Source organism: Pseudomonas sp. HMWF021 (assembly GCF_003061005.1).
In the GTDB taxonomy this organism is placed as follows: domain Bacteria; phylum Pseudomonadota; class Gammaproteobacteria; order Pseudomonadales; family Pseudomonadaceae; genus Aquipseudomonas.
Genome location: NZ_QAIK01000017.1, coordinates 20,103 through 43,751, shown reverse-complemented (window position 1 = coordinate 43,751; position 23,649 = coordinate 20,103). Strand labels below are relative to the sequence as shown.

At 61.3% G+C, this 23,649-nt stretch carries 17 protein-coding genes; 12 read left to right on the top strand and 5 right to left on the bottom strand.

All coding sequences use genetic code 11. The annotated features are described in order from the left end of the window. Positions 1-5 precede the first annotated feature (5 nt). A complete protein-coding gene (gene choW, locus DBR18_RS01540) occupies positions 6-851 on the top strand; it encodes a choline ABC transporter permease subunit (RefSeq protein ID WP_007962645.1) in 846 nt (281 codons plus the stop codon). After that, entirely contained in the window at positions 848-2,026 is a 1,179-nt protein-coding gene (gene choV / locus DBR18_RS01535; RefSeq protein ID WP_025108532.1) for a choline ABC transporter ATP-binding protein, read from the top strand. Before choW ends, choV begins: the two co-directional genes overlap by 4 nt. A 178-nt stretch (positions 2,027-2,204) precedes the next feature. Here the strand turns inward: choV and betT are convergent, their stop codons facing one another. Continuing rightward, complete coding sequence (gene betT / locus DBR18_RS01530; protein WP_108589005.1) at positions 2,205-4,202, bottom strand: choline BCCT transporter BetT; 1,998 nt, start codon at positions 4,200-4,202, stop codon at positions 2,205-2,207. Positions 4,203-4,627: 425 nt separating this feature from the next. On the opposite strand from betT, the gene betI reads away from it, so the two are divergent. From betI to yccS, 9 genes are all read left to right on the top strand, one after another. Next, positions 4,628-5,221: a transcriptional regulator BetI gene (gene betI / locus DBR18_RS01520; protein ID WP_108589003.1), complete on the top strand. Its 594-nt coding sequence runs from the start codon at positions 4,628-4,630 to the stop codon at positions 5,219-5,221. A gap of 88 nt (positions 5,222-5,309) precedes the next feature. After that, positions 5,310-6,782, top strand: a complete 1,473-nt coding sequence (gene betB, locus DBR18_RS01515) for a betaine-aldehyde dehydrogenase (RefSeq protein WP_007962649.1) — start codon at positions 5,310-5,312, stop codon at positions 6,780-6,782. Positions 6,783-6,962: 180 nt separating this feature from the next. Continuing rightward, positions 6,963-8,666 carry a choline dehydrogenase gene (gene betA / locus DBR18_RS01510; protein WP_108589002.1) on the top strand — a complete coding sequence of 568 codons (1,704 nt, stop codon included), beginning with the start codon at positions 6,963-6,965 and terminating at the stop codon, positions 8,664-8,666. A gap of 282 nt (positions 8,667-8,948) precedes the next feature. Then, entirely contained in the window at positions 8,949-10,391 is a 1,443-nt protein-coding gene (locus tag DBR18_RS01505) for a TldD/PmbA family protein (RefSeq protein ID WP_108589001.1), read from the top strand. Then, entirely contained in the window at positions 10,391-11,728 is a 1,338-nt protein-coding gene (locus DBR18_RS01500) for a TldD/PmbA family protein (protein WP_108589000.1), read from the top strand. Before DBR18_RS01505 ends, DBR18_RS01500 begins: the two co-directional genes overlap by 1 nt. A gap of 139 nt (positions 11,729-11,867) precedes the next feature. Next, positions 11,868-13,307: a multidrug transporter subunit MdtD gene (gene mdtD / locus DBR18_RS01495; protein WP_108588999.1), complete on the top strand. Its 1,440-nt coding sequence runs from the start codon at positions 11,868-11,870 to the stop codon at positions 13,305-13,307. A 289-nt stretch (positions 13,308-13,596) separates the two neighbouring features. Then, positions 13,597-14,982: an ATP-dependent RNA helicase DbpA gene (gene dbpA, locus DBR18_RS01490; protein ID WP_007962660.1), complete on the top strand. Its 1,386-nt coding sequence runs from the start codon at positions 13,597-13,599 to the stop codon at positions 14,980-14,982. Between the two features lie 140 nt (positions 14,983-15,122). Beyond that, positions 15,123-16,301 carry an NAD(P)/FAD-dependent oxidoreductase gene (locus DBR18_RS01485; RefSeq protein WP_108588998.1) on the top strand — a complete coding sequence of 393 codons (1,179 nt, stop codon included), beginning with the start codon at positions 15,123-15,125 and terminating at the stop codon, positions 16,299-16,301. A 214-nt stretch (positions 16,302-16,515) separates the two neighbouring features. After that, positions 16,516-18,699: a YccS family putative transporter gene (gene yccS / locus DBR18_RS01480; RefSeq protein WP_108588997.1), complete on the top strand. Its 2,184-nt coding sequence runs from the start codon at positions 16,516-16,518 to the stop codon at positions 18,697-18,699. Between the two features lie 127 nt (positions 18,700-18,826). Here yccS and DBR18_RS01475 read toward each other — a convergent pair whose 3' ends face one another. Next, positions 18,827-19,564, bottom strand: a complete 738-nt coding sequence (locus DBR18_RS01475) for an ABC transporter substrate-binding protein (protein ID WP_108588996.1) — start codon at positions 19,562-19,564, stop codon at positions 18,827-18,829. A gap of 256 nt (positions 19,565-19,820) precedes the next feature. Here DBR18_RS01475 and DBR18_RS01470 point away from each other — a divergent pair, with 256 nt between their 5' ends. After that, entirely contained in the window at positions 19,821-20,273 is a 453-nt protein-coding gene (locus DBR18_RS01470) for a GNAT family N-acetyltransferase (RefSeq protein ID WP_108588995.1), read from the top strand. Between the two features lie 123 nt (positions 20,274-20,396). Here the strand turns inward: DBR18_RS01470 and DBR18_RS01465 are convergent, their stop codons facing one another. The 3 genes from DBR18_RS01465 to DBR18_RS01455 form a co-directional block, all read right to left on the bottom strand. Then, positions 20,397-20,693 carry a helix-turn-helix domain-containing protein gene (locus DBR18_RS01465; RefSeq protein WP_003229005.1) on the bottom strand — a complete coding sequence of 99 codons (297 nt, stop codon included), beginning with the start codon at positions 20,691-20,693 and terminating at the stop codon, positions 20,397-20,399. Positions 20,694-20,801: 108 nt separating this feature from the next. After that, a complete protein-coding gene (locus DBR18_RS01460; protein ID WP_003229006.1) occupies positions 20,802-21,293 on the bottom strand; it encodes a M48 family metallopeptidase in 492 nt (163 codons plus the stop codon). A gap of 44 nt (positions 21,294-21,337) precedes the next feature. Continuing rightward, entirely contained in the window at positions 21,338-23,461 is a 2,124-nt protein-coding gene (locus DBR18_RS01455; RefSeq protein ID WP_108588994.1) for a bifunctional diguanylate cyclase/phosphodiesterase, read from the bottom strand. Between the last annotated feature and the right edge of the window lie 188 nt (positions 23,462-23,649).

The following is a 23,649-nucleotide window of genomic DNA, read 5'->3' as shown; positions in this document are numbered from 1 at the left end:
CTACCATGCTGATTGATCAGAAAATCCCTTTAGGCCAGTACATCGCGGGCTTCGTCGAATGGTTGACGCAACACGGCGCCAGCACTTTCGATGCAATCGCCGTGACCCTGGAAACGATGATCCACGGCGTGACGTTTGCGCTTACCTGGTTCAATCCTTTTGTCTTGATCGGCCTCATCGCCCTGCTCGCGCATTTCATCCAGCGCAAATGGGGGCTGACTGTTTTTGTGATTGCCTCGTTCCTGTTGATCCTCAATCTGGGGTACTGGCAGGAAACCATGGAAACCCTCGCCCAGGTCATGTTCGCGACCCTGGTCTGCGTGGTCATCGGCGTGCCGTTGGGCATCGTCGCCGCGCACAAGCCGATGTTCTACACTTTGATGAGGCCGGTACTCGATCTGATGCAGACCGTACCGACCTTCGTTTACCTCATTCCGACCCTGACCCTCTTCGGGCTGGGCGTGGTGCCGGGCCTGATCTCCACGGTGGTATTCGCCATCGCTGCGCCGATCCGCCTGACCTACCTGGGCATCCGCGATGTCCCGCAAGAACTGATGGACGCCGGCAAGGCCTTCGGCTGCTCGCGTCGCCAATTGCTCTCACGGATCGAACTGCCTCACGCCATGCCGAGCATCGCTGCCGGCATCACCCAGTGCATCATGCTGTCGCTGTCGATGGTGGTGATCGCGGCACTGGTGGGCGCCGACGGACTCGGCAAACCGGTGGTCAACGCACTGAACACTGCTGATATCGCCCTTGGCTTCGAAGCGGGCCTGGCGATCGTACTGCTGGCGATCATGCTCGACCGTATCTGCAAACAACCCGACGCCAAAGTAGGGGGTGACGCATGAGCATAATTCGCTTCGAAGACGTCGACGTAATCTTCTCCAAGGATCCACGCGAGGCACTCAAGCTGCTGGATCAGGGCATGACGCGCAACGAGATCCTGAAAAAGACCGGGCAGATCGTCGGCGTGGAAAAGGCCAGCCTGGACATCAACAAGGGCGAGATCTGCGTACTGATGGGCCTCTCTGGCTCTGGCAAGTCGAGCCTGCTGCGCTGCATCAACGGCCTCAACACCGTGAGTCGCGGCAAGCTGTTCGTCGAGCACGAAGGCAAGCAGATCGACATCGCCTCGTGCACCCCGGCCGAGCTGAAGATGATGCGCACCAAACGCATCGCCATGGTGTTCCAGAAGTTCGCCCTGATGCCGTGGCTGACGGTGCGCGAGAACATCAGTTTCGGTCTGGAGATGCAGGGTCGCCCGGAGAAGGAACGGCGCAAACTGGTGGACGACAAGCTTGAACTGGTGGGCCTGACCCAGTGGCGCAACAAGAAACCCGATGAACTCTCCGGCGGCATGCAGCAGCGTGTGGGCCTGGCGCGGGCGCTGGCGATGGACGCCGACATTCTGCTGATGGACGAACCGTTCTCGGCACTCGACCCGCTGATCCGCCAAGGCCTGCAGGACGAACTGCTGGAACTGCAACGCAAGCTGAGCAAGACCATCGTGTTTGTGAGTCACGACCTCGACGAGGCGCTCAAACTGGGCAGCCGCATCGCGATCATGAAGGACGGCCGGATCATCCAGTACAGCGTGCCGGAAGAGATCGTGCTGAACCCCGCGGACGACTATGTGCGCACTTTCGTGGCCCACACCAACCCGCTCAACGTCCTGTGTGGCCGCAGCCTGATGCGCACGCTGGACAACTGCAAACGCATCAACGGTTCGGTGTGTCTCGACCCGGGTGGCGATTCGTGGCTGGACCTGGCCGAAGGCAACACCATCAAGGGCGCGCGGCAGAACGGTTCGGTGCTGAACCTGCAGAACTGGGCACCGGGGCAAGCGGTGGAAGGCCTGGAGCGCAAGCCAACACTGGTGGACTCGAACATCGGCATGCGTGACGCGCTGCAAATCCGCTACCAGACCGGCAACAAACTGGTGCTGCACGACAACAACCATGTGGTGGGGATTCTGGGCGACAGCGAGCTGTATCACGCCTTGCTGGGCAAGAACCTGGGGTAAACACCCCGGACACGAAAACGCCGCGAGAGGATCGCGGCGTTTTTGTTTGAAGAGCAAAAGATCGCAGCCTTCGGCAGCTCCTACAGGGGGAATGCGATCCATGTAGGAGCTGCCGAAGGCTGCGATCTTTTAAAGGAACAACGCGGTGCTTCAGACTGAAACACCGCGCACTTGCTGTTTAGCTATACACCCGGCCAAGGAGCTGCCGATGGCTTTCAAACTGATCGAGCACATCGCGTGTGATCTGATCCTGCGTGAAGCCCATCAGGTCATAGTCCTGGCTGCCGTTGTGCAGATACACCTCGGCGCGGTAGTAACGCGGGCGCGCTTCATCGGACTGGGCCGATTCGGTCGGGGTCGCCAGGTAGCCGTCCAGGCTCACTTCATAGACGAAAGGGTTGCCTTCTTCCATCTCGACGCGCACGCCCATGCAGCGCTTGGATTTGCCCAGCAGCGTCTGCACTTCCAGACCCTGTGCACGCAGTTGTGCAGCAGCGTCGTCCAGTGCCGGGGTCACGTGTTTGTCCATGAAGCGCTGCACCACCGATTGGCTCGGTTGCAGATCCAGTTGCGTCAGACGCTCGCTGAAACCACGACGACCGCGCTCAGCCAGTTGCGCCTGCTCCTGTTCGATCTGCACGTCCTGGCGCATGGCCTTGTGCAGGCCGAACATGAAGAACACCAGCACCACCGAGAACGGCAGACCGGCCAGCACCACCATGGTTTGCATGGCTTCGAAGTTACCAGCGAACAGCAGACCGATGGTCACCAGCGTGATCACCACCGACCAGAAGATCCGCAGCCAGTGCGGCGCATCCTCATCCACGTTACCGCCCTTGCAGGACAGATTCGCCATCATCACCGCGCCGGAGTCGGCAGGGGTCAGGAACAGCACGAAACCGACGAAGATCGACACACCGATAACGACTTTCGACGCCGGGTAGTGCTCAAGCAACTGGTAGATCGCCATCGACGGCTGTTCCAGCGCCGTCTTGCCGAGTTCGACCGCGCCCTGATTCATCACCAGGTCCAGTGCCGAGTTACCGAAGATCGACAGCCACGCCAGGGTGAAACCCAGCGGGATCAGCAGCACGCCAGCGACCAGTTCACGCACGGTACGGCCACGGGAAATACGCGCGATGAACATGCCGACGAATGGTGCCCAGGAAATCCACCACGCCCAGTAGAACAGGGTCCACAGGCCCAGCCAGCGGTCGGACTTGGCGCTGTCGCCTTCATAGACGTACAGGTCGAAGGTCTTCAGCACCACGCCATTGAGGTAGTCGCCGATGTTCTGCACGAAGCCGTTGAGCAGGTGCAGGGTCGGGCCGAACAGCAGAACGAAAATCAGCAGGCCGCTGAACAGCACGATGTTCAGGTTGGACAGACGACGAATGCCGTTTTCCACACCGGACACGGCAGCGATGGTCGCCACGGTGCTCATCACGATGATCACGATCAGCAGATTGGTGTTGCTGTGTTCCATGCCGAACAGGTTTTCCAGGCCCGAGGACACTTGCAGCGAGCCGATCCCCAGGTTGGTCACCAGACCCAGCAGGGTCACGAACATGCCGAAGCCGTCCACCGCGTGACCGGCCGCGCCTTTGACCCAACGCTCGCCGACCAGTGGGTACAGCGCCGAACGCAGTGCCAATGGCTGGTTATGACGGTAGGCAAAGTACGCCACGGCCAGACCGACCAGTGCGTAGATCGCCCAGCCGTGCAGGCCCCAGTGCAGGAAAGTCAGTTGCACCGCCTGACGCGCGGCCATGTTGGTAGCCGATGCGCCTTCCGGCGGATTGAAGTAGTGGTCCAGCGGCTCGGAGGCGCCGAAGTACAGCAGCGAAATACCGATACCCGACGAGAACAGCATCCCCGCCCAGGCGCCGTAGCTGAAATCCGGGGTGTCGTCCTTGCTGCCCAGTTTGAGTTTGCCGTAGGAGGAAAACGCCAGGCCCACCACAAACACCAGGTAAGCGGCGATTACCACCATGTAGTACCAGCCGAAGCTGCGCGACAACCAGGCCTGAGCCATACCCAACATTCTGCCGGCCTCTTGCGGGGCGATAATCAGAATGGCGGTCAACAACAGAATCAGCGCGGTAGAGGTGTAGAACACCCAACCGTTGACCGTCACCTTCTCGGGCGGGGTCTTTATAAGCGAGGCAGAACTCATGGCACAAATGCTCCAGGCAGTGCGAGAGAAGAACACAAGGCAACACGGAACCCGACCAATCGGTTAGTTGGCAGCCGACCGGCGGGTGATATAAAGACACCCCGAAAAAAGCCCGAACCTGCCGAAATGGCGCTGCGAATCGCTTTCGTGGCCGAGGTCCGGACGTTCATCCGAAACCTGGCCCTGAGCGTCTTGCCCATTCAACACGTCCATCGAATCGCGAACCGCGCCATGCCCCACGCAGGTTTCGAGCATTTCGGATGTCGGTTTTATCGCCACTTACACGTAGGAAAAATCTGTAGGCAGCGACGATTTGTCGCAGATCTTATTCTTTGTTGATTGAACGTTCAATCAAAACAAAATAGACTGGCCCTCAATCCGATCGGCGTTCATCGCCCGTCGGAAGGCCTAAGGAGATGTGCAAGATGCCCAAGGTCGGTATGCAACCCATCCGCCGCCAACAACTGATCGAAGCCACTTTGCAGGCCGTCGATCAGGTCGGAATGGGGGACGCCAGCATTGCGCTGATCGCCCGTTTGGCCGGTGTCTCGAATGGCATCATCAGTCACTATTTTCAGGACAAGAATGGCCTGATCGCCGCCACGATGCGGTACCTGATGACCGCCCTCAGCGAGAGCGTCACCGCGCGCCGTCAGGCGCTGGCAGACAGCAGCCCACGGGCGCATCTGCAGGTGATCATCGAAGGCAACTTCGACGCCAGCCAGGTCAATGGCCCGGCAATGAAAACCTGGCTGGCCTTCTGGGCCACCAGCATGCACCAGCCGTCTTTGCACAGGTTGCAGCGGATCAACGATCACCGTCTGTATTCCAACCTGTGCTGCGAGTTCCGCCGTGTGTTGCCGCTCGAAGATGCGCGCAGCGCCGCGCGTGGACTGGCAGCGTTGATCGACGGCTTGTGGTTGCGCGGCGCGCTGTCGGGAGACGCTTTCGACACGGCGCAGGCGCAACAGATCGCTTACGAATACATGGATTTCCAATTGGCCAAGAAGGTGAGCTAGAGCACACAGAAAACGCTCGGCCCCTGAACGCCACCGCAGCCTGATCGCGGTGGAAAACGCCAACCACCAATGCACTTGCGAGGACACTATGGCCCGTTTCGAACTGCAAAAACTCTACATCGATGGCGCGTACTCCGACGCTGGCAGCGATGCCACCTTCGAAGCCATCAACCCGGCGAACGGTGAAGTCCTCGCCCAAGTGCAACGTGCGACCAAGGAAGACGTCGAGCGCGCCGTGGTCAGCGCTGAAAAGGGCCAGAAAATCTGGGCCGCGATGACCGCCATGGAGCGTTCGCGCATTCTGCGTCGCGCCGTCGACATTCTGCGCGAGCGCAACGATGAGCTGGCCGCTCTGGAAACTCTGGACACCGGTAAAGCCTTCTCCGAAACCAAATACGTCGACATCGTCACCGGCGCCGACGTGCTGGAATACTACGCAGGCCTGGTGCCGGCGATCGAAGGCGAGCAGATTCCGCTGCGCGACACGTCCTTTGTCTACACCCGTCGCGAGCCGCTGGGCGTGGTTGCCGGTATTGGCGCGTGGAACTACCCGATCCAAATCGCGCTGTGGAAATCCGCACCGGCCCTGGCCGCTGGTAACGCGATGATCTTCAAGCCAAGCGAAGTCACCTCGCTGACCACTCTGAAACTGGCGGAGATCTACACCGAAGCCGGCCTGCCAAACGGCGTGTTCAACGTCCTGACCGGCAGCGGCCGTGAAGTCGGCACCTGGCTGACCGAACACCCGCGCATCGAGAAAGTCTCCTTCACCGGCGGCACCGACACCGGCAAGAAAGTCATGGCCAGCGCTTCGGCTTCGTCGCTGAAAGACGTGACCATGGAACTGGGCGGCAAGTCGCCACTGATCATCTGCGACGACGCCGACCTGGATCGCGCCGCCGACACCGCGATGATGGCCAACTTCTACAGCTCCGGTCAGGTTTGCACCAACGGTACTCGCGTGTTCGTACCGAGCCACCTGAAAGCTGCTTTCGAAGCCAAGATCGTCGAGCGCGTCGCGCGCATCCGCATCGGCAACCCGGAAGACGAAAACACCAACTTCGGCCCGCTGGTCAGCTTCGCCCATATGGAAAGCGTGCTGGGTTACATCGCCAAGGGTAAAGAAGAAGGTGCCCGCGTCCTGTGCGGCGGCGAGCGTCTGACCGACGGCGAATTCGCCAAAGGCGCCTTCGTCGCGCCGACCGTGTTCACCGACTGCACCGACGACATGACCATCGTCCGTGAAGAAATCTTTGGCCCGGTGATGGCGATCCTCTCCTACGAGACCGAAGAAGAAGTGATCCGCCGCGCCAACGACACCGACTTCGGCCTGGCCGCCGGTATCGTCACCAAAGACCTGAACCGCGCGCACCGCGTGATTCATCAACTGGAAGCCGGTATCTGCTGGATCAACGCCTGGGGCGAGTCCGACGCAAAAATGCCGGTGGGCGGTTACAAGCAGTCGGGCGTGGGTCGTGAAAACGGCATCAGCTCGCTGACCAACTACACACGCATCAAATCGGTACAGGTCGAGCTGGGCGATTACGTCTCGGTGTTCTAAGACCCGAGTCTTGTATTGCCTGCGAGGGCCTCTTCGCGGGCAAGCCCGCTCCCACAGGTTTGGAGTCGTCCCTCAAGTCTGTGGCTACTCCCAATCCTTGTGGGAGCTGGCTTGCCAGCGATTCGAGTGCGCAGCACTCGCTGAGGTCCTGCCTGACCACATCTAAAGAGGGTGCATTCAATGTCCCAAGAATTCGATTACATCATCATCGGTGCCGGCTCGGCCGGTAACACCCTGGCGACCCGTCTGACTGAAGACGAAGGCGTCACTGTTCTGCTGCTCGAAGCCGGCGGCCCGGACTATCGTTTCGACTTCCGCACGCAAATGCCGGCCGCGCTGGCGTTCCCGCTGCAGGGCCGTCGCTACAACTGGGCGTACGAAACCGATCCGGAGCCGCACATGGACGGTCGCCGGATGGAATGCGGTCGCGGCAAGGGCCTCGGCGGTTCCTCCCTGATCAACGGCATGTGCTACATCCGTGGCAACGCGATGGACTACGACGGCTGGGCGAAACTGCCAGGCCTGGAAGACTGGACCTACCTCGATTGCCTGCCGTACTTCCGCAAAGCGGAAACCCGCGACATCGGCCCGAACGACTACCACGGTGGCGACGGCCCGGTCAGCGTGACCACGCCGAAGGCGGGCAACAACCCGCTGTTCCACGCCATGGTTGAAGCCGGCGTGCAGGCCGGTTACCCGCGCACCGAAGACTTGAACGGCTACCAGCAGGAAGGCTTCGGCCCGATGGACCGCACCGTGACGCCGAACGGCCGTCGTGCTTCCACCGCCCGTGGCTACCTCGACGTTGCCAAAAAGCGCTCGACCCTGACCATCGTCACCCACGCCCTGACCGACAAGATTCTGTTCGAAGGCAAGCGTGCGGTCGGCGTGCGTTACCTGGTCGGTTCGGCGGAAGAGCGCGTTGAAGCCAAAGCGCGCAAAGAAGTCCTGCTGTGCTCCGGCGCCATCGCTTCGCCGCAGATTCTGCAGCGCTCCGGTGTCGGCCCGGCAAAACTGCTGGAAAGCCTCGACATCCCGGTGGTCCACGACCTGCCGGGCGTCGGTGAAAACCTGCAGGACCACCTTGAGCTGTACCTGCAATACGCCTGCACCCAACCGGTTTCCCTGTACCCGTCGCTGCTCTGGTACAACCAGCCAGCCATCGGTGCCGAGTGGCTGTTCAACGGCACCGGCATCGGCGCCAGCAACCAGTTCGAAGCCGGCGGTTTCATTCGTTCGCGTCCGGAATTCGAGTGGCCGAACATCCAGTACCACTTCCTGCCGGTGGCGATTAACTACAACGGCAGCAACGGTGTGAAAGAGCACGGCTTCCAGGCGCACATGGGGTCCATGCGTTCGCCGAGCCGTGGTCGCATTCAGTTGAAGTCCAAGGATCCGCGTCAGCACCCGAGCATCCTGTTCAACTACATGGCCACCGAGCAGGACTGGCAGGAATTCCGTGACGGCATCCGCCTGACCCGCGAAATCATGCAACAACCTGCGCTGGACGCCTTCCGTGGCCGCGAAATCAGCCCGGGCATCGAGGTGCAAACCGATGAGCAGCTGGACAAGTTCATCCGCGAGCACGCCGAAACCGCGTTCCACCCGTCCTGCTCGTGCAAGATGGGCACCGACGACATGGCCGTAGTGGATGGCGAAGGTCGCGTGCACGGCATGCAGAGCCTGCGTGTGGTCGACGCCTCGATCATGCCGATCATCACCACCGGTAACCTCAACGCGCCGACGATCATGATGGCCGAGAAAATCGCCGACAAGATCCGTGGCCGCAAGCCACTGCCGCGCAGCAATGCTGCCTACTACGTTGCTGGCGGTGCGCCGGTGAAGGGCAAGCCGATGCGTGATATCACCCCGGCGGCTCAGTAAGACTTGATACCGCGTCACGGCTAATCGCTGGCAAGCCAGCTCCCACAGGGTTTTGCGTCGCTCACAGATATTGTGGTCACCGAGAAACCTGTGGGAGTCTGGCTTGCCAGCGATGAGGCCCTGCAAATCAGCATCCATCTCCCTGCTGCACAGTAAATCCTCCTACACCCCCTCTTCACTTGATCCTACCCCCACGCAGGCCTACTCTAGACCTCGCGCAACCGTTTCACCCCTCCCCGCCGAATCGCGTCACCCGCAACTCCATAACAAGGAGGTTCCCGAATGTTCGATTTCCACCCCCAGCTCAAGCAGCGCTTCGCTGCCTTGCGCACGGGCGCCGAGTTTTTTTCCCTGCGGTATGTACGCGAGTCCGGCCAGTACCTGTCGGTGCGCAAGAACGTCGCCGAGCCACCCAGCCTGAGCCGTGACGAAGGCGCGATGCTCACTGTGCGGGTCAACGGCGTCGAGGCTTACGCCGCCACCAACGACCTGTCGCAGCAAGGCCTGCAAGCCGCCCTTGATCGCGCTGAACAACACGCCCGGCGCCTCAAGCCCCACGCCTTGCTCGACCTGCGCGACCAGCCGGTGTCGAGCGATCGCGCTGACTACTTTTCGCCCAACCTCGAACAACCCTTCCCGTCCCTGAGCGAATGCTTCGAGCTGCTCGGCGCGGAATCCGCCTCGGTGCCAAAGGATGAGCGCCTGGTGAACTGGGAAGCGAGCATCGGCATCACCCACGTCGAACAGATCTACCTGAGCAGCGCCGGCGCCGAATTGCGCCAGGCCCAGCGCTTCGTCTATCCGGGCCTCGATGTCACGGCCTACGACGGCAACGACAGCCAGACCCGCTCCCTCGGTCGCGAGAACTTCGGCCAGCAGGGTGGCGCCGACGTCATCAGCCGTTGCGGCCTGGTCGGCGCCGGCCCGAAAGTGGCCGATCAGGCCCTGCAACTGCTGCTCGCGCCGAACACCCCGCAAGGCCCGCGCGACCTGTTGCTGATGCCGGACCAGATGATGCTGCAGATCCACGAGTCCATCGGCCACCCGCTGGAGCTGGATCGCATCCTCGGTGACGAACGCAATTACGCCGGCACCAGTTTCGTCAAAACCAGCGACTTCGGCAGCCTGCAATACGGCTCGAAGCTGCTCAACGTGACCTTCGATCCGGACATTCCCGAAGAGCTGGCCAGCTACGGCCACGATGACGACGGCACACAAGCCAGCAAGCAATTCCTGATTCGCGAAGGCTTGCTGTTGCGGCCACTGGGCGGCGCGCTCTCGCAGTTCCGCGCCGGTCTCGACGGGGTTGCCAACAGTCGCGCCTGCGGCTGGAACCGGCCGCCGATCGACCGCATGGCCAACCTCAACATCGAGCCGGGCGATCAGTCGCTGGCGCAACTGATCAGCGGCATCGAGCATGGCATTCTGATGAGCACCAACCGTTCATGGTCGATTGACGATGCACGCAACAAATTCCAGTTCGGTTGCGAGTGGGGTCAGTTGATCGAAAACGGTGAACTCAAGGGTGTGGTGAAAAATCCGAATTACCGAGGCATTTCCGCGCACTTCTGGAAGAGTCTGCGCGCGGTCGGCGATGCCGGCACCCGGATGGTGCTGGGCACGCCAAACTGCGGCAAGGGCGAGCCGAACCAGGTGATCCGCGTCGGCCACGCTTCGCCGGCCTGCGTATTCAGCAACGTTGATGTGTTTGGGGGAGACGCCTGATGAGCATTTCGAAGAGTCAGTCCGACGCCTTCAAGGTCATGGTCAATTGGCTGCGCGACAGCGTCCGCGAGCCGGAACAATTCACCCTCAGCTATGCCGCCGAATCCTCGGCGTTCGTGCGTTTCAACCACGCCAAGGTGCGTCAGGCCGGTCAGGTGCAGCAAGCCGATGTCGGGCTGAAGCTGATCAACGACGGCCGCCACGCCGACCTGCACATCACCCTGTCCGGTGACCAGGAAGCCGACCTGCAACGCCTCGCCGAAGGCTTGCAACAACTGCGCGAAACCCTGCCGCTGCTGCCACAGGATCCGTACCTGCTGCTCAACCACAACGGCTGGCAGAGCAACAACGTGCAGGAACATCCGCTGCCGGACACCGAGCAGGTGGTGGAAGAAATCTGCGCCGCCGCTGAAGGGCTGGATCTGGTCGGTTTCTATGCCGCCGGCCCGATCAGCCGTGGTTTTGCCAGCTCCTCGGGGGCGTTTGGCTGGCATCAGGCCAACAGCTTCAACTTCGATTTCAGCCTGTTCCACGAAAACGGCGAAGCGGTAAAGGCCAGCTACGCCGGGCACGAATGGAGCAGTGAAGGCTTCGCCCGCCGCTTCCAGCAGGCACGCGAGCAACTGGCGTTTCTCGGTCGACCGTTGCGCACCCTGGCACCGGGGCAATACCGCGCGTACCTGGCGCCGGCGGCGCTGGAAGAAATCATGGGCATGCTCAGCTGGGGCGGATTTTCCGCGCAGTCGATCGCCAGCAAGAGCAGCCCGCTGCAGAAGTTGTATGTCGGTGATCAGACGTTCAGCCCGCTGGTGTCACTGGATGAAAAAGTCAGCGGCTCGTTGAGCCCGGCGTTTTCTGGCGAAGGCTACCCGCGCAGCGATCTGCGGCTGGTCATCGAAGGCAAGGCCGGCGATCAACTGGTGGGTTCGCGCAGTGCGGCGGAATACGGCCTGACCGCCAACGGTGCCAGCGGCGGTGAATCACCGAGTGCGCTGAACATGGCGGCGGGTAATCTGTCACAGGCAGAGATTCTCAAACAGCTGGGCACCGGCCTGTACATCAGCAACCTGTGGTATCTGAACTACTCGGATCAACCGGCAGCGCGCCTGACCGGCATGACTCGCTTCGCAACTTTCTGGGTCGAGAACGGCGAGATTCAGGCGCCGGTCAGCACCATGCGTTTCGACGACAGCGCCTACAGCCTGCTGGGTTCGCAACTGGAAGCATTGACCGCCGAGCGCGAGTTGCTGCTGTCGGCGAGCACGTATAGCCAGCGCAATACGTCGTCGGCGTTGCTGCCGGGGGCGCTGGTGAGCCGACTGACCTTGACCCTGTAACACCGCAAAAACCTGTGGGAGCTGGCTTGCCAGCGATGAGGACATCAGATTCAACATACTTTGTCTGAAAGTCCGCCATCGCTGGCAAGCCAGCTCCCACAGGGTAGTGTTCCGCCTGACCCACACTCTCAGAGGTTCCATGCCCACACGCCCGCCTCTCGACGCCATCACCGCCCGCTGGTTGCCGTGGGTCGTCGCTATCGCTTTCTTCATGCAGTCCCTCGACGGAACCATCCTCAACACCGCCCTGCCGGCCATGGCCCGGGATCTGGCCGAAGACCCGTTACGCATGCAAGGCGTGGTCATCGCCTACATGCTCACGGTCGCCCTGCTGATTCCGGCCTCGGGCTGGATCGCCGACCGGTTCGGCACCAAGAAGATCTTCTTCGGCGCGATCCTGCTGTTCAGTGTCGGCTCGCTGCTCTGCGCCTTGTCCAGCACCCTGACCATGCTGGTCGGCGCGCGGGTGATTCAGGGTCTGGGCGGCGCGCTGATGTTGCCGGTCGGACGCTTGGTGGTGCTGCGCGCCTACCCGCGTTCGGAACTGGTGCGGATCATGGGCTTCATCACCATTCCCGGCCTGCTCGGCCCGCTGATCGGCCCGACCATGGGCGGCTGGATGGTGCAATACCTGACGTGGCACTGGATCTTCCTGATCAACCTGCCGGTGGGCGCCATCGGCTGCTACGCGGTGTGGAAATTCATTCCCGACCTGCGCGGCAGCGAGCGCACGCGCTTCGATAGCCTCGGTTTCCTGCTGTTTGGCGCGGCGATGATCCTGATCACCATCGCCATGGAAGGTCTGGGCGAACTGCACTTGCCGCACCTGCGGGTTATGTTGCTGCTGTTCGGCGGTCTGGCCTGTCTGGCGGCGTACTGGTTGCGCGCCGGGCGTGTCGACAATCCACTGTTTTCTCCATCGCTGTTCAAGACGCGCACCTTTGCGGTGGGGATCATCGGCAACCTGTTTGCCCGTCTCGGCAGCGGCGCCCTGCCGTTCCTCGTGCCGTTGCTGCTGCAAGTGGCGCTGGGCTATTCGCCGTCGCAGGCGGGGATGAGCATGCTGCCGCTGGCCGCTGCGGCGATGTTCGCCAAGTGGATGGCGCGCCCGCTGATCGAACGCCTTGGCTATCGCATCGTGCTCACCGGCAACACCCTGGCGCTGGGGATCATGCTGGCGAGCATGGGCCTGGTCAGCGAGCAGACGCCTTATTGGCTGCTGCTGTGCCTGCTGGCGGTTCTCGGGGCGATCAACTCGCTGCAATTCACCGCGATGAACACCGTAACGCTGATCGACCTCGACGATGCCAGTGCCAGTAGCGGCAACAGCTTGCTGTCGGTGGTGGCGCAGTTGTCGCTGAGTCTGGGCGTGGCCTGTGCCGGTGCGTTGCTCGGCGGGTTTACGGCGGAGATCGGCAACGACGGCGTGGAAACCGTGCTGGGGGCCTTCCAGCTGACGTTTGTTACCGTCGGGGTGATGGCGATGCTGGCGGCGACGATTTTCTCGCAACTGTCGAAAGAGGACGGTCGCCGGGCCAAACGCCCGGATGAACATCCCGACGAACACATCGAACACTAGACAGTGTCATGTTTTGTGAATGCTTTTGTGGTGAGGGGATTTATCCCCGATGGGGTGCGCAGCGCCCCCTATATCTGCCTTACTACTGCATCAGCCTCTTTTGGGGCTGCTTCGCAGCCCATCGGGGATAAATCCCCTCACCACAGATAAATCCCCTCACCACAGATGAATCCACTCACCACAGTTGAACCCTCTCGCCTCGGGTTCAGGCACTGTTCGTCCAGAACTTTCGAGGAAAGTGACACGGGGCTGCTACACTGCGCGACATTTTGTTTTGCAGGCCAGTCCCGTGACCACCATCGCCACCGCTTTTAATACTCTGCCGCTGTCCGCCGCCATGCTGGCTAACCTCGAATCCCTCGGTTATGCCCAGATGACGCCGATCCAGGCGCAGAGCTTGCCGGTGATCCTCAAGGGGATGGACCTGATCGCCCAGGCCAAGACCGGCAGCGGCAAGACCGCCGCGTTCGGCATCGGCCTGCTGAACCCGATCAACCCGCGCTACTTTGGTTGCCAGGCGCTGGTGATCTGCCCGACCCGTGAGCTGGCCGACCAGGTCGCCAAGGAAGTCCGTCGTCTGGCCCGTGCCGAAGACAACATCAAAGTCCTGACCCTGTGCGGCGGCGTGTCGTTCGGTCCGCAGATCGCTTCGCTGGAGCACGGCGCGCACATCATCGTCGGCACCCCGGGGCGTATCCAGCAACACCTGCGCAAGGGTTCGCTGGTGCTCGACGGCCTGAACACGCTGATCCTCGACGAAGCCGACCGCATGCTCGACATGGGCTTCTACGACGCCATCGAAGACATCATCGAAAAAACCCCGGCGCGCCGACAGACCCTGCTGTTCTCCGCCACGTACCCGGTGGGCATCAAGCAACTGGCGTCGAAATTCATGCGCGACCCGCAAACGGTGAAAGCCGAAGCGTTCCACGACGACACCCAGATCGAGCAGCGCTTCTACGAGATTTCCCCGGAAGAGCGCATGAGCGCAGTGACCAAGGTCCTGCACCACTTCCGCCCTGCTTCCTGCGTGGCGTTCTGCTTCACCAAGCAGCAAGTGCAGGAAACCGTCGATCACCTGACCTCCAAAGGCATTTCCGCCGTCGGCCTGCACGGCGATCTGGAACAGCGTGACCGCGATCAGGTGCTGGCGATGTTCGCCAACCGCAGTACGTCGGTACTGGTCGCCACCGACGTGGCCGCCCGTGGCCTGGACATCGATGCGCTGGACATGGTGATCAACGTCGAACTGGCCCGCGATTCGGAAATCCACATTCACCGCGTTGGCCGTACCGGTCGTGCCGGCGAGAAAGGCATTGCGGTCAGCCTCGTCGCACCGTCCGAAGCGCATCGCGCGCAAGCCATCGAACAACTGCAGAAAGCTCCGCTGAACTGGGATCAGGTCGACAACCTCAAGTCCCAGGGCGGCGCCCCGCTGCAGCCACCGATGAGCACCCTGTGCATCGCCGGCGGGCGCAAGGACAAGGTCCGCCCGGGCGACATTCTCGGCGCACTGACTGGCGACGCCGGCATCCCGGGCGCGCAGGTCGGCAAGATCGCGATCTTCGATTTCCAGTCGTATGTGGCAGTTGAGCGCACCGTGGTCATGCAGGCGCTACAGCGCCTGAACAACGGCAAGATCAAGGGCCGTTCGCTGCGCGTTCGCGTTTTGTAAGAACAACCCTGTAGGAGCTGCCGCAGGCTGCGATCTTTTGACTTTGTTTTTAAAGAGCAAGATCAAAAGATCGCAGCCTCGTTCCACTCGACAGCTCCTACAACAGCTCGTTTTGTGGTGATATTTCAGAGGACACCGTTTTGCGCTCTACCGAAGTCGTGATCATTGGCGCTGGCGCCGCAGGGTTGATGTGTGCACTGACCGCCGCCGGGCGTGGGCGTCAGGTGTTACTGCTTGATCATGCGAACAAGGCCGGCAAGAAAATCCTGATGTCCGGCGGTGGCCGCTGCAATTTCACCAACATGTACACCGAACCCGCCAATTTCCTCTCGGGTAACCCGCATTTCTGCAAATCGGCTCTGGCGCGCTACACCCAGTGGGATTTCATCGGCATGGTCGCCAAGCACGGCGTGCCGTATCACGAGAAGAAACTCGGCCAGCTGTTCTGCGATAACAAATCCAGCGACATCCTCGGCATGCTGCTCGACGAGTGCGATCAAGTCGGCGTCGAGCTGCACCTGGACACCTCGATCCAGACCATCGAAAAGATCGAAAGCGGCTACCTGCTCGACACCACCCTCGGCCAGTTGCAGTGCCAATCGCTGGTGATCGCCACTGGCGGGCTGTCGATCCCGACGCTGGGCGCCACCGGTTTCGGTTATCAGGTGGCCAAGCAATTCGGCCATGAACTGCTGCCGACCCGCGCCGGGCTGGTGCCGTTCACCATCACCGACCAGCTCAAGGAACTCTGCACCGAGCTGTCCGGTACGTCGGTGGATTGTCTGGTCAGCTGCAACGACCAGAGCTTTCGCGAAAACATTCTGTTCACCCACCGTGGCCTCAGCGGCCCGGCGATTCTGCAGATCTCGTCGTTCTGGGAGCCGGGCGACACCGTGGAGATCAACCTGCTGCCGGATCACGACACCGCCGCCTGGCTGCAACAGCAAGTGGTCGAACGCCCGAACAGCGAACTGAAAACCCTGCTCGGCGAAATCTTCACCAAGAAGATGGCCAACCTGCTGGCGGACAACTGGTTCGTCTCCAAACCGATGAAGCAGTACACCCACGCCGAACTGGCGCAGATCGCCGACAAACTCGGCAGCTGGAAAGTCGTCCCGGCCGGCACCGAAGGCTACCGCACCGCCGAGGTCACGCTGGGTGGCGTCGACACCCGCGAAGTGTCGTCCAAGACCATGGAGTCGCTGAAAAGCCCGGGGCTGTATTTTGTCGGCGAAGTGCTCGACGTCACCGGGCATCTGGGCGGCTTCAACTTCCAGTGGGCCTGGGCTTCCGGCTACGCCGCCGCGCAGTACGTCTGATACAACACGCCTCCCCTGCAGGAGCTGCCGCAGGCTGCGATCTTTTGATCTTGATCTTGAAAAGCAGATCAAAAGATCGCAGCCTGCGGCAGCTCCTACAGGGGCAGCGGGCGATCAAGGAACACTTTTTGCTGTCAGATGTGATCGGCGCCATTGCGTCGGCGTCATTACTGGCTCAATTTAGCGGCATCGCCTCGGAAGGCCTTCGCACTTCATGTCCTCGACCTCGTTTCGTCAGTCTTTGCGGCGCCTGTGGGCGCTGGATAAATTCAGCTACAGCGTGCGGGTGTTCATCGCCCTGACCGGCAGCATGGCGCTGTGCTGGTATCAGGATGAAATGGGCCTGCTGATCCCCTTGTTCCTGGGGATCATCGCCAGCGCCCTGGCCGAGACCGACGACAGCTGGCAGGGCCGCCTCAACGCGCTGGCGGTCACCTTGGTGTGTTTCAGTATCGCCGCGCTGTCGGTGGAACTGCTCTTCCCCTACCCCGTTGTATTCGCGATCGCCCTGGCACTGGCCAGCTTCGGCCTGACCATGCTCGGGGCGCTCGGCGAGCGTTATGGCGCGATTGCTTCGGCGACGTTGATTCTGTCGGTGTACACCATGATCGGCGTGGATCAGCGCGGCGGCGCGGTCACCGATTTCTGGCACGAACCGATGCTGCTGGTGGCCGGCGCGGCGTGGTACGGCTTGCTCTCGGTGTTGTGGCAGGCGCTGTTTTCCAACCAGCCGGTGCAGCAGAGCCTGGCGCGGTTGTTCCGTGAACTGGGTTTCTACCTGAAGCTCAAAGCCTCGCTGTTCGAGCCGATCCGCCAACTGGATGTCGAAGGACGACGGCTGGAACTGGCGCAGCAAAACGGTCGTGTGGTGGCGGCGCTGAACAGCGCCAAGGAAATCATCCTGCACCGGGTCGGCAACGGCCGTCCGGGTTCGAAAGTCAGCCGTTATCTGAAGCTGTATTTCCTCGCTCAGGACATCCACGAACGCGCCAGCTCCTCGCACTATCCGTACAACGCGCTGGCCGATGCGTTCTTCCACAGCGACGTGCTGTTCCGCTGCCAGCGGTTGCTGCGCCAGCAGGGCAAGGCCTGCCGCGCGCTGGCCGAATCGATCCAGATGCGCCAACCGTTCGTCTACGACGCCAGTTTTGCCGAAGCGCTGACGGACCTCGACGCTTCCCTTGAACACCTGCGCATCCAGAGCAACCCGGCGTGGCGCGGCCTCCTGCGTTCGCTGCGTGCACTGGCCGCCAACCTCGGCACCCTCGACCGTCTGCTCAGCGATGCAAGCAACCCGGATGCTTTGGCCGACGCCACCGACAGCAGCCTGCTCGACCGCTCGCCGCGCAACCTCAAGGACGTGTGGATTCGCTTGCGCACGCAGCTGACACCGACCTCATTGCTGTTCCGCCACGCCCTGCGCCTGCCGCTGGCGCTGAGTATCGGCTACGGCATGGTGCACCTGATTCACCCGTCGCAGGGCTACTGGATCATCCTTACCACGCTGTTCGTCTGTCAGCCGAACTACGGCGCAACGCGGCGCAAACTCGGGCAGCGGATTCTTGGCACCGCCATCGGTCTGACCGTGGCGTGGGCGCTGTTCGATCTGTTCCCCAACCCGCTGGTGCAATCGTGCTTCGCCATCGCCGCCGGGGTGGTGTTCTTTACCAACCGCACCACGCGCTACACCGTGGCGACGGCGGCGATCACCATCATGGTGCTGTTCTGCTTCAACCAGATCGGCGATGGCTACGGGCTATTCCTGCCACGCCTGTTCGATACCCTGCTTGGCAGCCTGATCGCCGGCCTGACGGTGTTCCTGTTCCTCCCGGACTGGCAGGGCCGACGCCTGAACAAGGTGCTGGCCAACACCCTGACCTGCAACAGCATTTACCTGCGCCAGATCATGCAGCAATACGCCGCCGGCAAAAGCGACGACCTCGCCTATCGCCTGGCCCGGCGCAATGCGCACAACGCCGACGCGGCGCTGTCGACCACCTTGGCGAACATGCTGATGGAGCCGGGGCATTTCCGTAAGGAAGCGGATGTCGGTTTCCGCTTTCTGGTGCTGTCGCACACCCTGCTCAGTTACCTGTCCGGGCTGGGTGCGCACCGCGAGACGCAGCTACCGGCGGATGTGCGCGAGCACCTGATCGACGGCGCCGGGGTGAAACTGGCCGCCAGCATCGACGACATCGCCCAAGGCCTGGCGAACAAGCAACCGGTGGCGATTCAGAGTGACGAAGAGGAAGCGCTGGCCAACGAGCTGGAGCAGATGCCGGACGAGATCGATGAAGGGCAGCGGTTGGTGCAGACGCAACTGGCGTTGATCTGCCGGCAACTGGGGCCGTTGCGCACGCTGGCGGCGCATCTGATCAAGGACACCAGCGAAGTTTAAGGTGACCGGACTGGCCCTATCGCTGGCAAGCCAGCTCCCACATTATTTGTGTACACCGCAATACCTGTGGGAGCTGGCTTGCCAGCGATGAGGGCATCAGCAACAACACAACTCCGGGATCAGATGCTCACATCCCATGCTGGCGCAGCAACCTGTCATAACTCCCATCCGCCTTCATCGCCGCAATCGCCTTGTCGAACCCCGCCACAATCTGCTCATGCTCGGGGTTCTTCAGGCTCACCAGAATATGCAGGCTGTTCTCGCTCAACGGCTTGGGCAGAAATTCCACGGCGTTGCGTACTTTGGGTGATTCGCGCGACAGGTAATAACGCGCGACATACTCATCTTCCAGGGCCAGCTTGACCCGGTCCGCCGCCAGCATGCGCACCGCCATCGCAAAGTTGTGCACCGGGACTTTCTGCAACGCGGTGTCGGCGTCGAACGGTTGCGAATAGGCATAACCGCGCACCACCGCGATCGGATACGTGTGCAGTTGTTCCAGGCTGTTGTATTCGAGCGGTGTGTCTTTGCGCTTGAGAAAACGAATGCGGTTGAGCAGGTATTCACCGGAAAACTGGCCGAGCCTGGTGCGCTCGTCGTTGTACCAGGCGTTGACCAGCACGTCGTAACGTCCTTCACCGACACCCAGCAGCGCCCGCGCCCACGGCACCTGCTCGTAATCGCTGGCATAGCCGGCCCGCGCCAGCGCGGTGCTGACGATGTCGGTGGCCAGACCGCCGTTGACCAGCGTGTCGTCGGTAAAGGGTGGCCAGATATCAAATACCAGTCGCAACTTTTCCGCTGCGGCGGGCTGGGCCAGCAAGAGCAATCCGATCAAAGCAAAGGCTCGATGCAGTCGCGGCATGCTTGAAAATCCTTAGCGGGCGGGCTGCCCGGCGTGTTTTCAGTCAAAACCCCAAGGCCCCTTACCGGCGAAACCCAGGTCCTAACATTAGCTCATTGAAGCCAGTGCACAGCGCTTTCCAGCAGATTACACAAAGCGCACGCCGCCGCGAGAAAGGAATGATGGCATTTTGACCTTTGTCACAGACTCATCCGCCATACAGACATCCGGCGCCTGTGCGCTTAGTATCGGGCGACAGCGTTCAAGGAGCCGGAAGATGACAATCGAGTGGATCTGCAAACATCACAGCGATCTGAACAAAGAGCAGTTGTACGCACTGTTGAAGCTGCGCTCGGACGTATTCGTGGTCGAACAGAAATGCGCCTACCCGGACCTCGACGGTCAGGATCTGGACGGCGATACCCATCACCTCATGGGCTGGGAGGACGACCAGTTGATGGCCTATCTGCGCCTGCTCGACCCCGAGTCCCAGGGCGGTGACGTGGTGATCGGCCGCGTGATCATTGCACCGCAGGGCCGGGGTCAAGGGCTGGGGCATGTGATGATGGAACACGCACTGAAACAGGCCGAGAAGCATTGGCCGCAGGTGCCGATCTACCTGTCGGCGCAGGCGCATTTGCAGGGGTATTACGGCAGGTACGGGTTTAAGGCGGTGGGTGAGGAATACCTGGAGGATGACATTCCGCACATAGGCATGCGTCGTCCTTGAGGCCCTCATCGCTGGCAAGCCAGCTCCCACAGGTTCAGCGGTTGTTCACAATAACTGTATTCGCTGGAGATCCTTGTGGGAGCTGGCTTGCCAGCGATTGTGTCAGCTCAGGCACTGCAAAACTCAGGGATATTCCAGCACAGCCTTGATCTGCCGCAGATTGCGCTCGATCCACCCGCGATCAATCGCCCCCCACTCACGAATCCGATAGCGCCCGGCATGGTTGCGCGCGCCCTCTTCCTGTTCGAATTCGCAGACGATATCCAGATCGGCCAACGCCGCGATGGTGTCCTGCGCCGTGCGCCGGGGCATGCCGGTCACTTCGGTCAGCGCCGGCACACTTGGGGCCAGGCCGCTGTCGATCAGATAGGCCACGTACAGGCGCCGGTAAAAGCTGCTTTTGGTCTTGCTGACGTCCATGCATGGGCTCCGTTAATTAAAAGATCAAAAGATCGCAGCCTTCGGCAGCTCCTACAGTTGGAATGCGATCTTGTGTAGGAGCTGCCGCAGGCTGCGATCTTTTGATCTTCATTGCAAATCCCGCCACGTCAGGTAAACCCGCAGATCAAACTCGACCTGGTGATACCCCGGCAACATGTGTTCGCACAATTTGTAGAAAGCCTTGTTGTGGTCCGATTCCTTGAAGTGCGCCAGTTCATGCACAACGATCATCTTCAGGAACTCGGGCGCAGCCTCCTTGAACAACGAAGCGATGCGAATCTCTTTCTTGGCCTTGAGCTTGCCGCCCTGCACCCGCGAGACCGTGGTGTGCAGGCCCAGCGCGCGGTGGGTCAGGTCGAGGCGGTTGTCGAACAGCACCTTGTCGATGGCCGGCGCGTTGCGCAGGTATTCCTGCTTCAGGTCCAGCGCGTAGCTGTACAGCGCCTTGTCGCTCTGCACATCGTGGCGCCCCGGGTAGCGCTGGCTCAGGTAATCACCCAGACGCTGTTCGGCAATCAGTTGGCGCACCTGATCCTGCAGTTGCGCGGGATAGGCCTGGAGGTATTTCAACGCAGTCATGGGGCACGGCAGCATGGTTCGAAAAGAGCGCCAGTGTAGCGAATTCAACCGGGCAGCGCGCTCCAGTCGAAGGGTGCGGCGAAGCTGGCGGCATCGTCGGCCATCAGCGGACGCGCCACCAGGAAGCCCTGCACATATTCACAACCATGCGCCTGCAGCCATTGGTATTGCTCGATGGTTTCCACACCTTCGGCGATCACCAGCAAGCCGTACTGTTTGCACAGACCGATCACATTGCTGACCAGCGCCGCATCGCGAGTGGAATCCGGCAATCGCGCAATCAGGTGGCGATCCAGCTTGAGCGTGTCCAGTTCCAGATCACGCAGATGCGCCAGCGAACACGGCCCCGAGCCAAAGTCATCCAGCGCCACCCGCACCCCCAGATTGCGCAGCAAGCGCAGCTGTTTGCGGGTTTCCTCGGGGTTGTGCATCAGCGCGTCTTCGGTGATTTCCACCTCCAGCTGCCGGGGCTGCAATGCGTGCCGCTCCAGCACCTGGCGCAACTCGGTAACCAGATTGGGCAGGCCGAACTGGGTGTTGCTCAAACTCACACCCAGCACCAGATCTTCGGCGAACAGGGTTTCCCAGGCTTTGCGCTGACCGGCGCCGCGATGATAGATCCAGCTACCGAGCCGGCTGATCAGCCGCGCCTCCTCCAGCAATGGCAGAAACAACCCCGGCGGCACATCGCCGACGCTCGGGTGCTGCCAGCGCAGCAGCGCTTCGAAACCGCGAATCTGCCCACTGTCGATCGCCACCTGCGGCTGATACACCAGATTGAAATCCCGGTTCTCGATGGCATTGCGCACGCTCTCTTCGAGCATCAGCCGCGAACGGGCGCGACCGTTCATTTCGTGATCATAAAAGCGATATTGCTGACGCCCGGCACGTTTGGCTTCGTACATGGCAATGTCCGAGGCGCGCAGCAAACCGTCCAGGTTCGAGCCGCAGTCCGGGTAAGTGGCGATGCCGATACTCGCGCCGAGCGCGATGTCCAGCCCCTCGATCTGCTGACAGATCGACACCCGTTCGATGAGCTTCTCGGCAATCTTCGCCGCCTGCTCGGGAAACTCCAGATCCAGCAGCGCCGTGAACTCATCGCCACCCATGCGCGCCAGAATGTCGAACGGCCGCAGACACGCCTTCAACTGCTCGGACACCCAGCGCAGCACCCGGTCGCCGGCATCGTGGCCGAGGGAATCGTTGACCCGTTTGAAGCCATCGAGGTCGAGGTACAGCAGCACCCAACTGCTGTCGCTGCGTTCACCGCGCAGCAGCAGATTTTCCACCGTCTGATAAAAGCCCCGCCGATTGAGCAGACCGGTCAACGGGTCGGTGACCGCTTGAAATTCCAGTTGCTGGTGCAGATGGCGCACCACCGACATGTCCAGCACCGTCACCACCATCGCGTGCTGCTCGGACGGCAGCGGCGCACAGGACAACGCCACCGGCACCTGCTGCCCCGGCGCAGTGCGCAACAGCGCGTCGTGCAGACGCAACGTCTCGCCACGTTTGTAGCCGGCCAGCAACTCGGAATCGGCCCACAGCGGAATGTGCGGTTTCTGCAGGTAATCGAGAAACTCCTTGCCCTCAAGCTCCTTCACCGGTGCGTTGAGCAATCGCGAAATCGCCGGGTTGGCAAAGCGGATCAAACCGTCCTCGCCGAGTACCAGAATCCCTTCCGCCGCATTATCCAGCACCGAGGCATTGAAGGCCCGCGCGACCTCCAGATCATGACTCAGGCGCTGCAAGGCGCGGCGGTTGCGCTGGTGTTCGAGCAACGCCTGGACTTTGGGCTTGAGGATCTGCGGGTCGAACGGCTTGAACAGATAATCCACCGCACCACTGGCGTAACCCTTGATCACGGCGTCCTGGGACTGCTCGTTAGCGGTGAGGAAAATGATCGGCGTAAGCCGCGTACGCTGGCTGCCGCGCATCAGGCGTGCGACTTCAAAGCCGTCCATGCCCGGCATCTGCACATCCAGCAGCACCAGATCGACGTCATGTTCGAGTAGAAGGTTGAGCGCCTCGAAACCGGAGGCGGCGGTCATCACGTGCCAATCCTGACGCTGCAGCAATGCGCGCATGCTGATCAGGTTTTCGGGGTAATCATCAACGATCAAAAGGACAGAGCTGCCTTCACCTGGCTGGGGTTGCGCGCATTCCATGCTGCTTCTCTTGTCGGGACATCTCTTTATCGGTATATCGGCCGGTTTTTTGGGAAAACCGCACGGTGACTGAGCGTTCACTCTAGTCCCGGATCCGGGAAAGCAGAAGCTGCCACGCTGCCATCATTTAGCCAAAGCTGCGATTTACCGACTAACGGTCACCCCTGCAGCCCCCTGAAACCGGCACA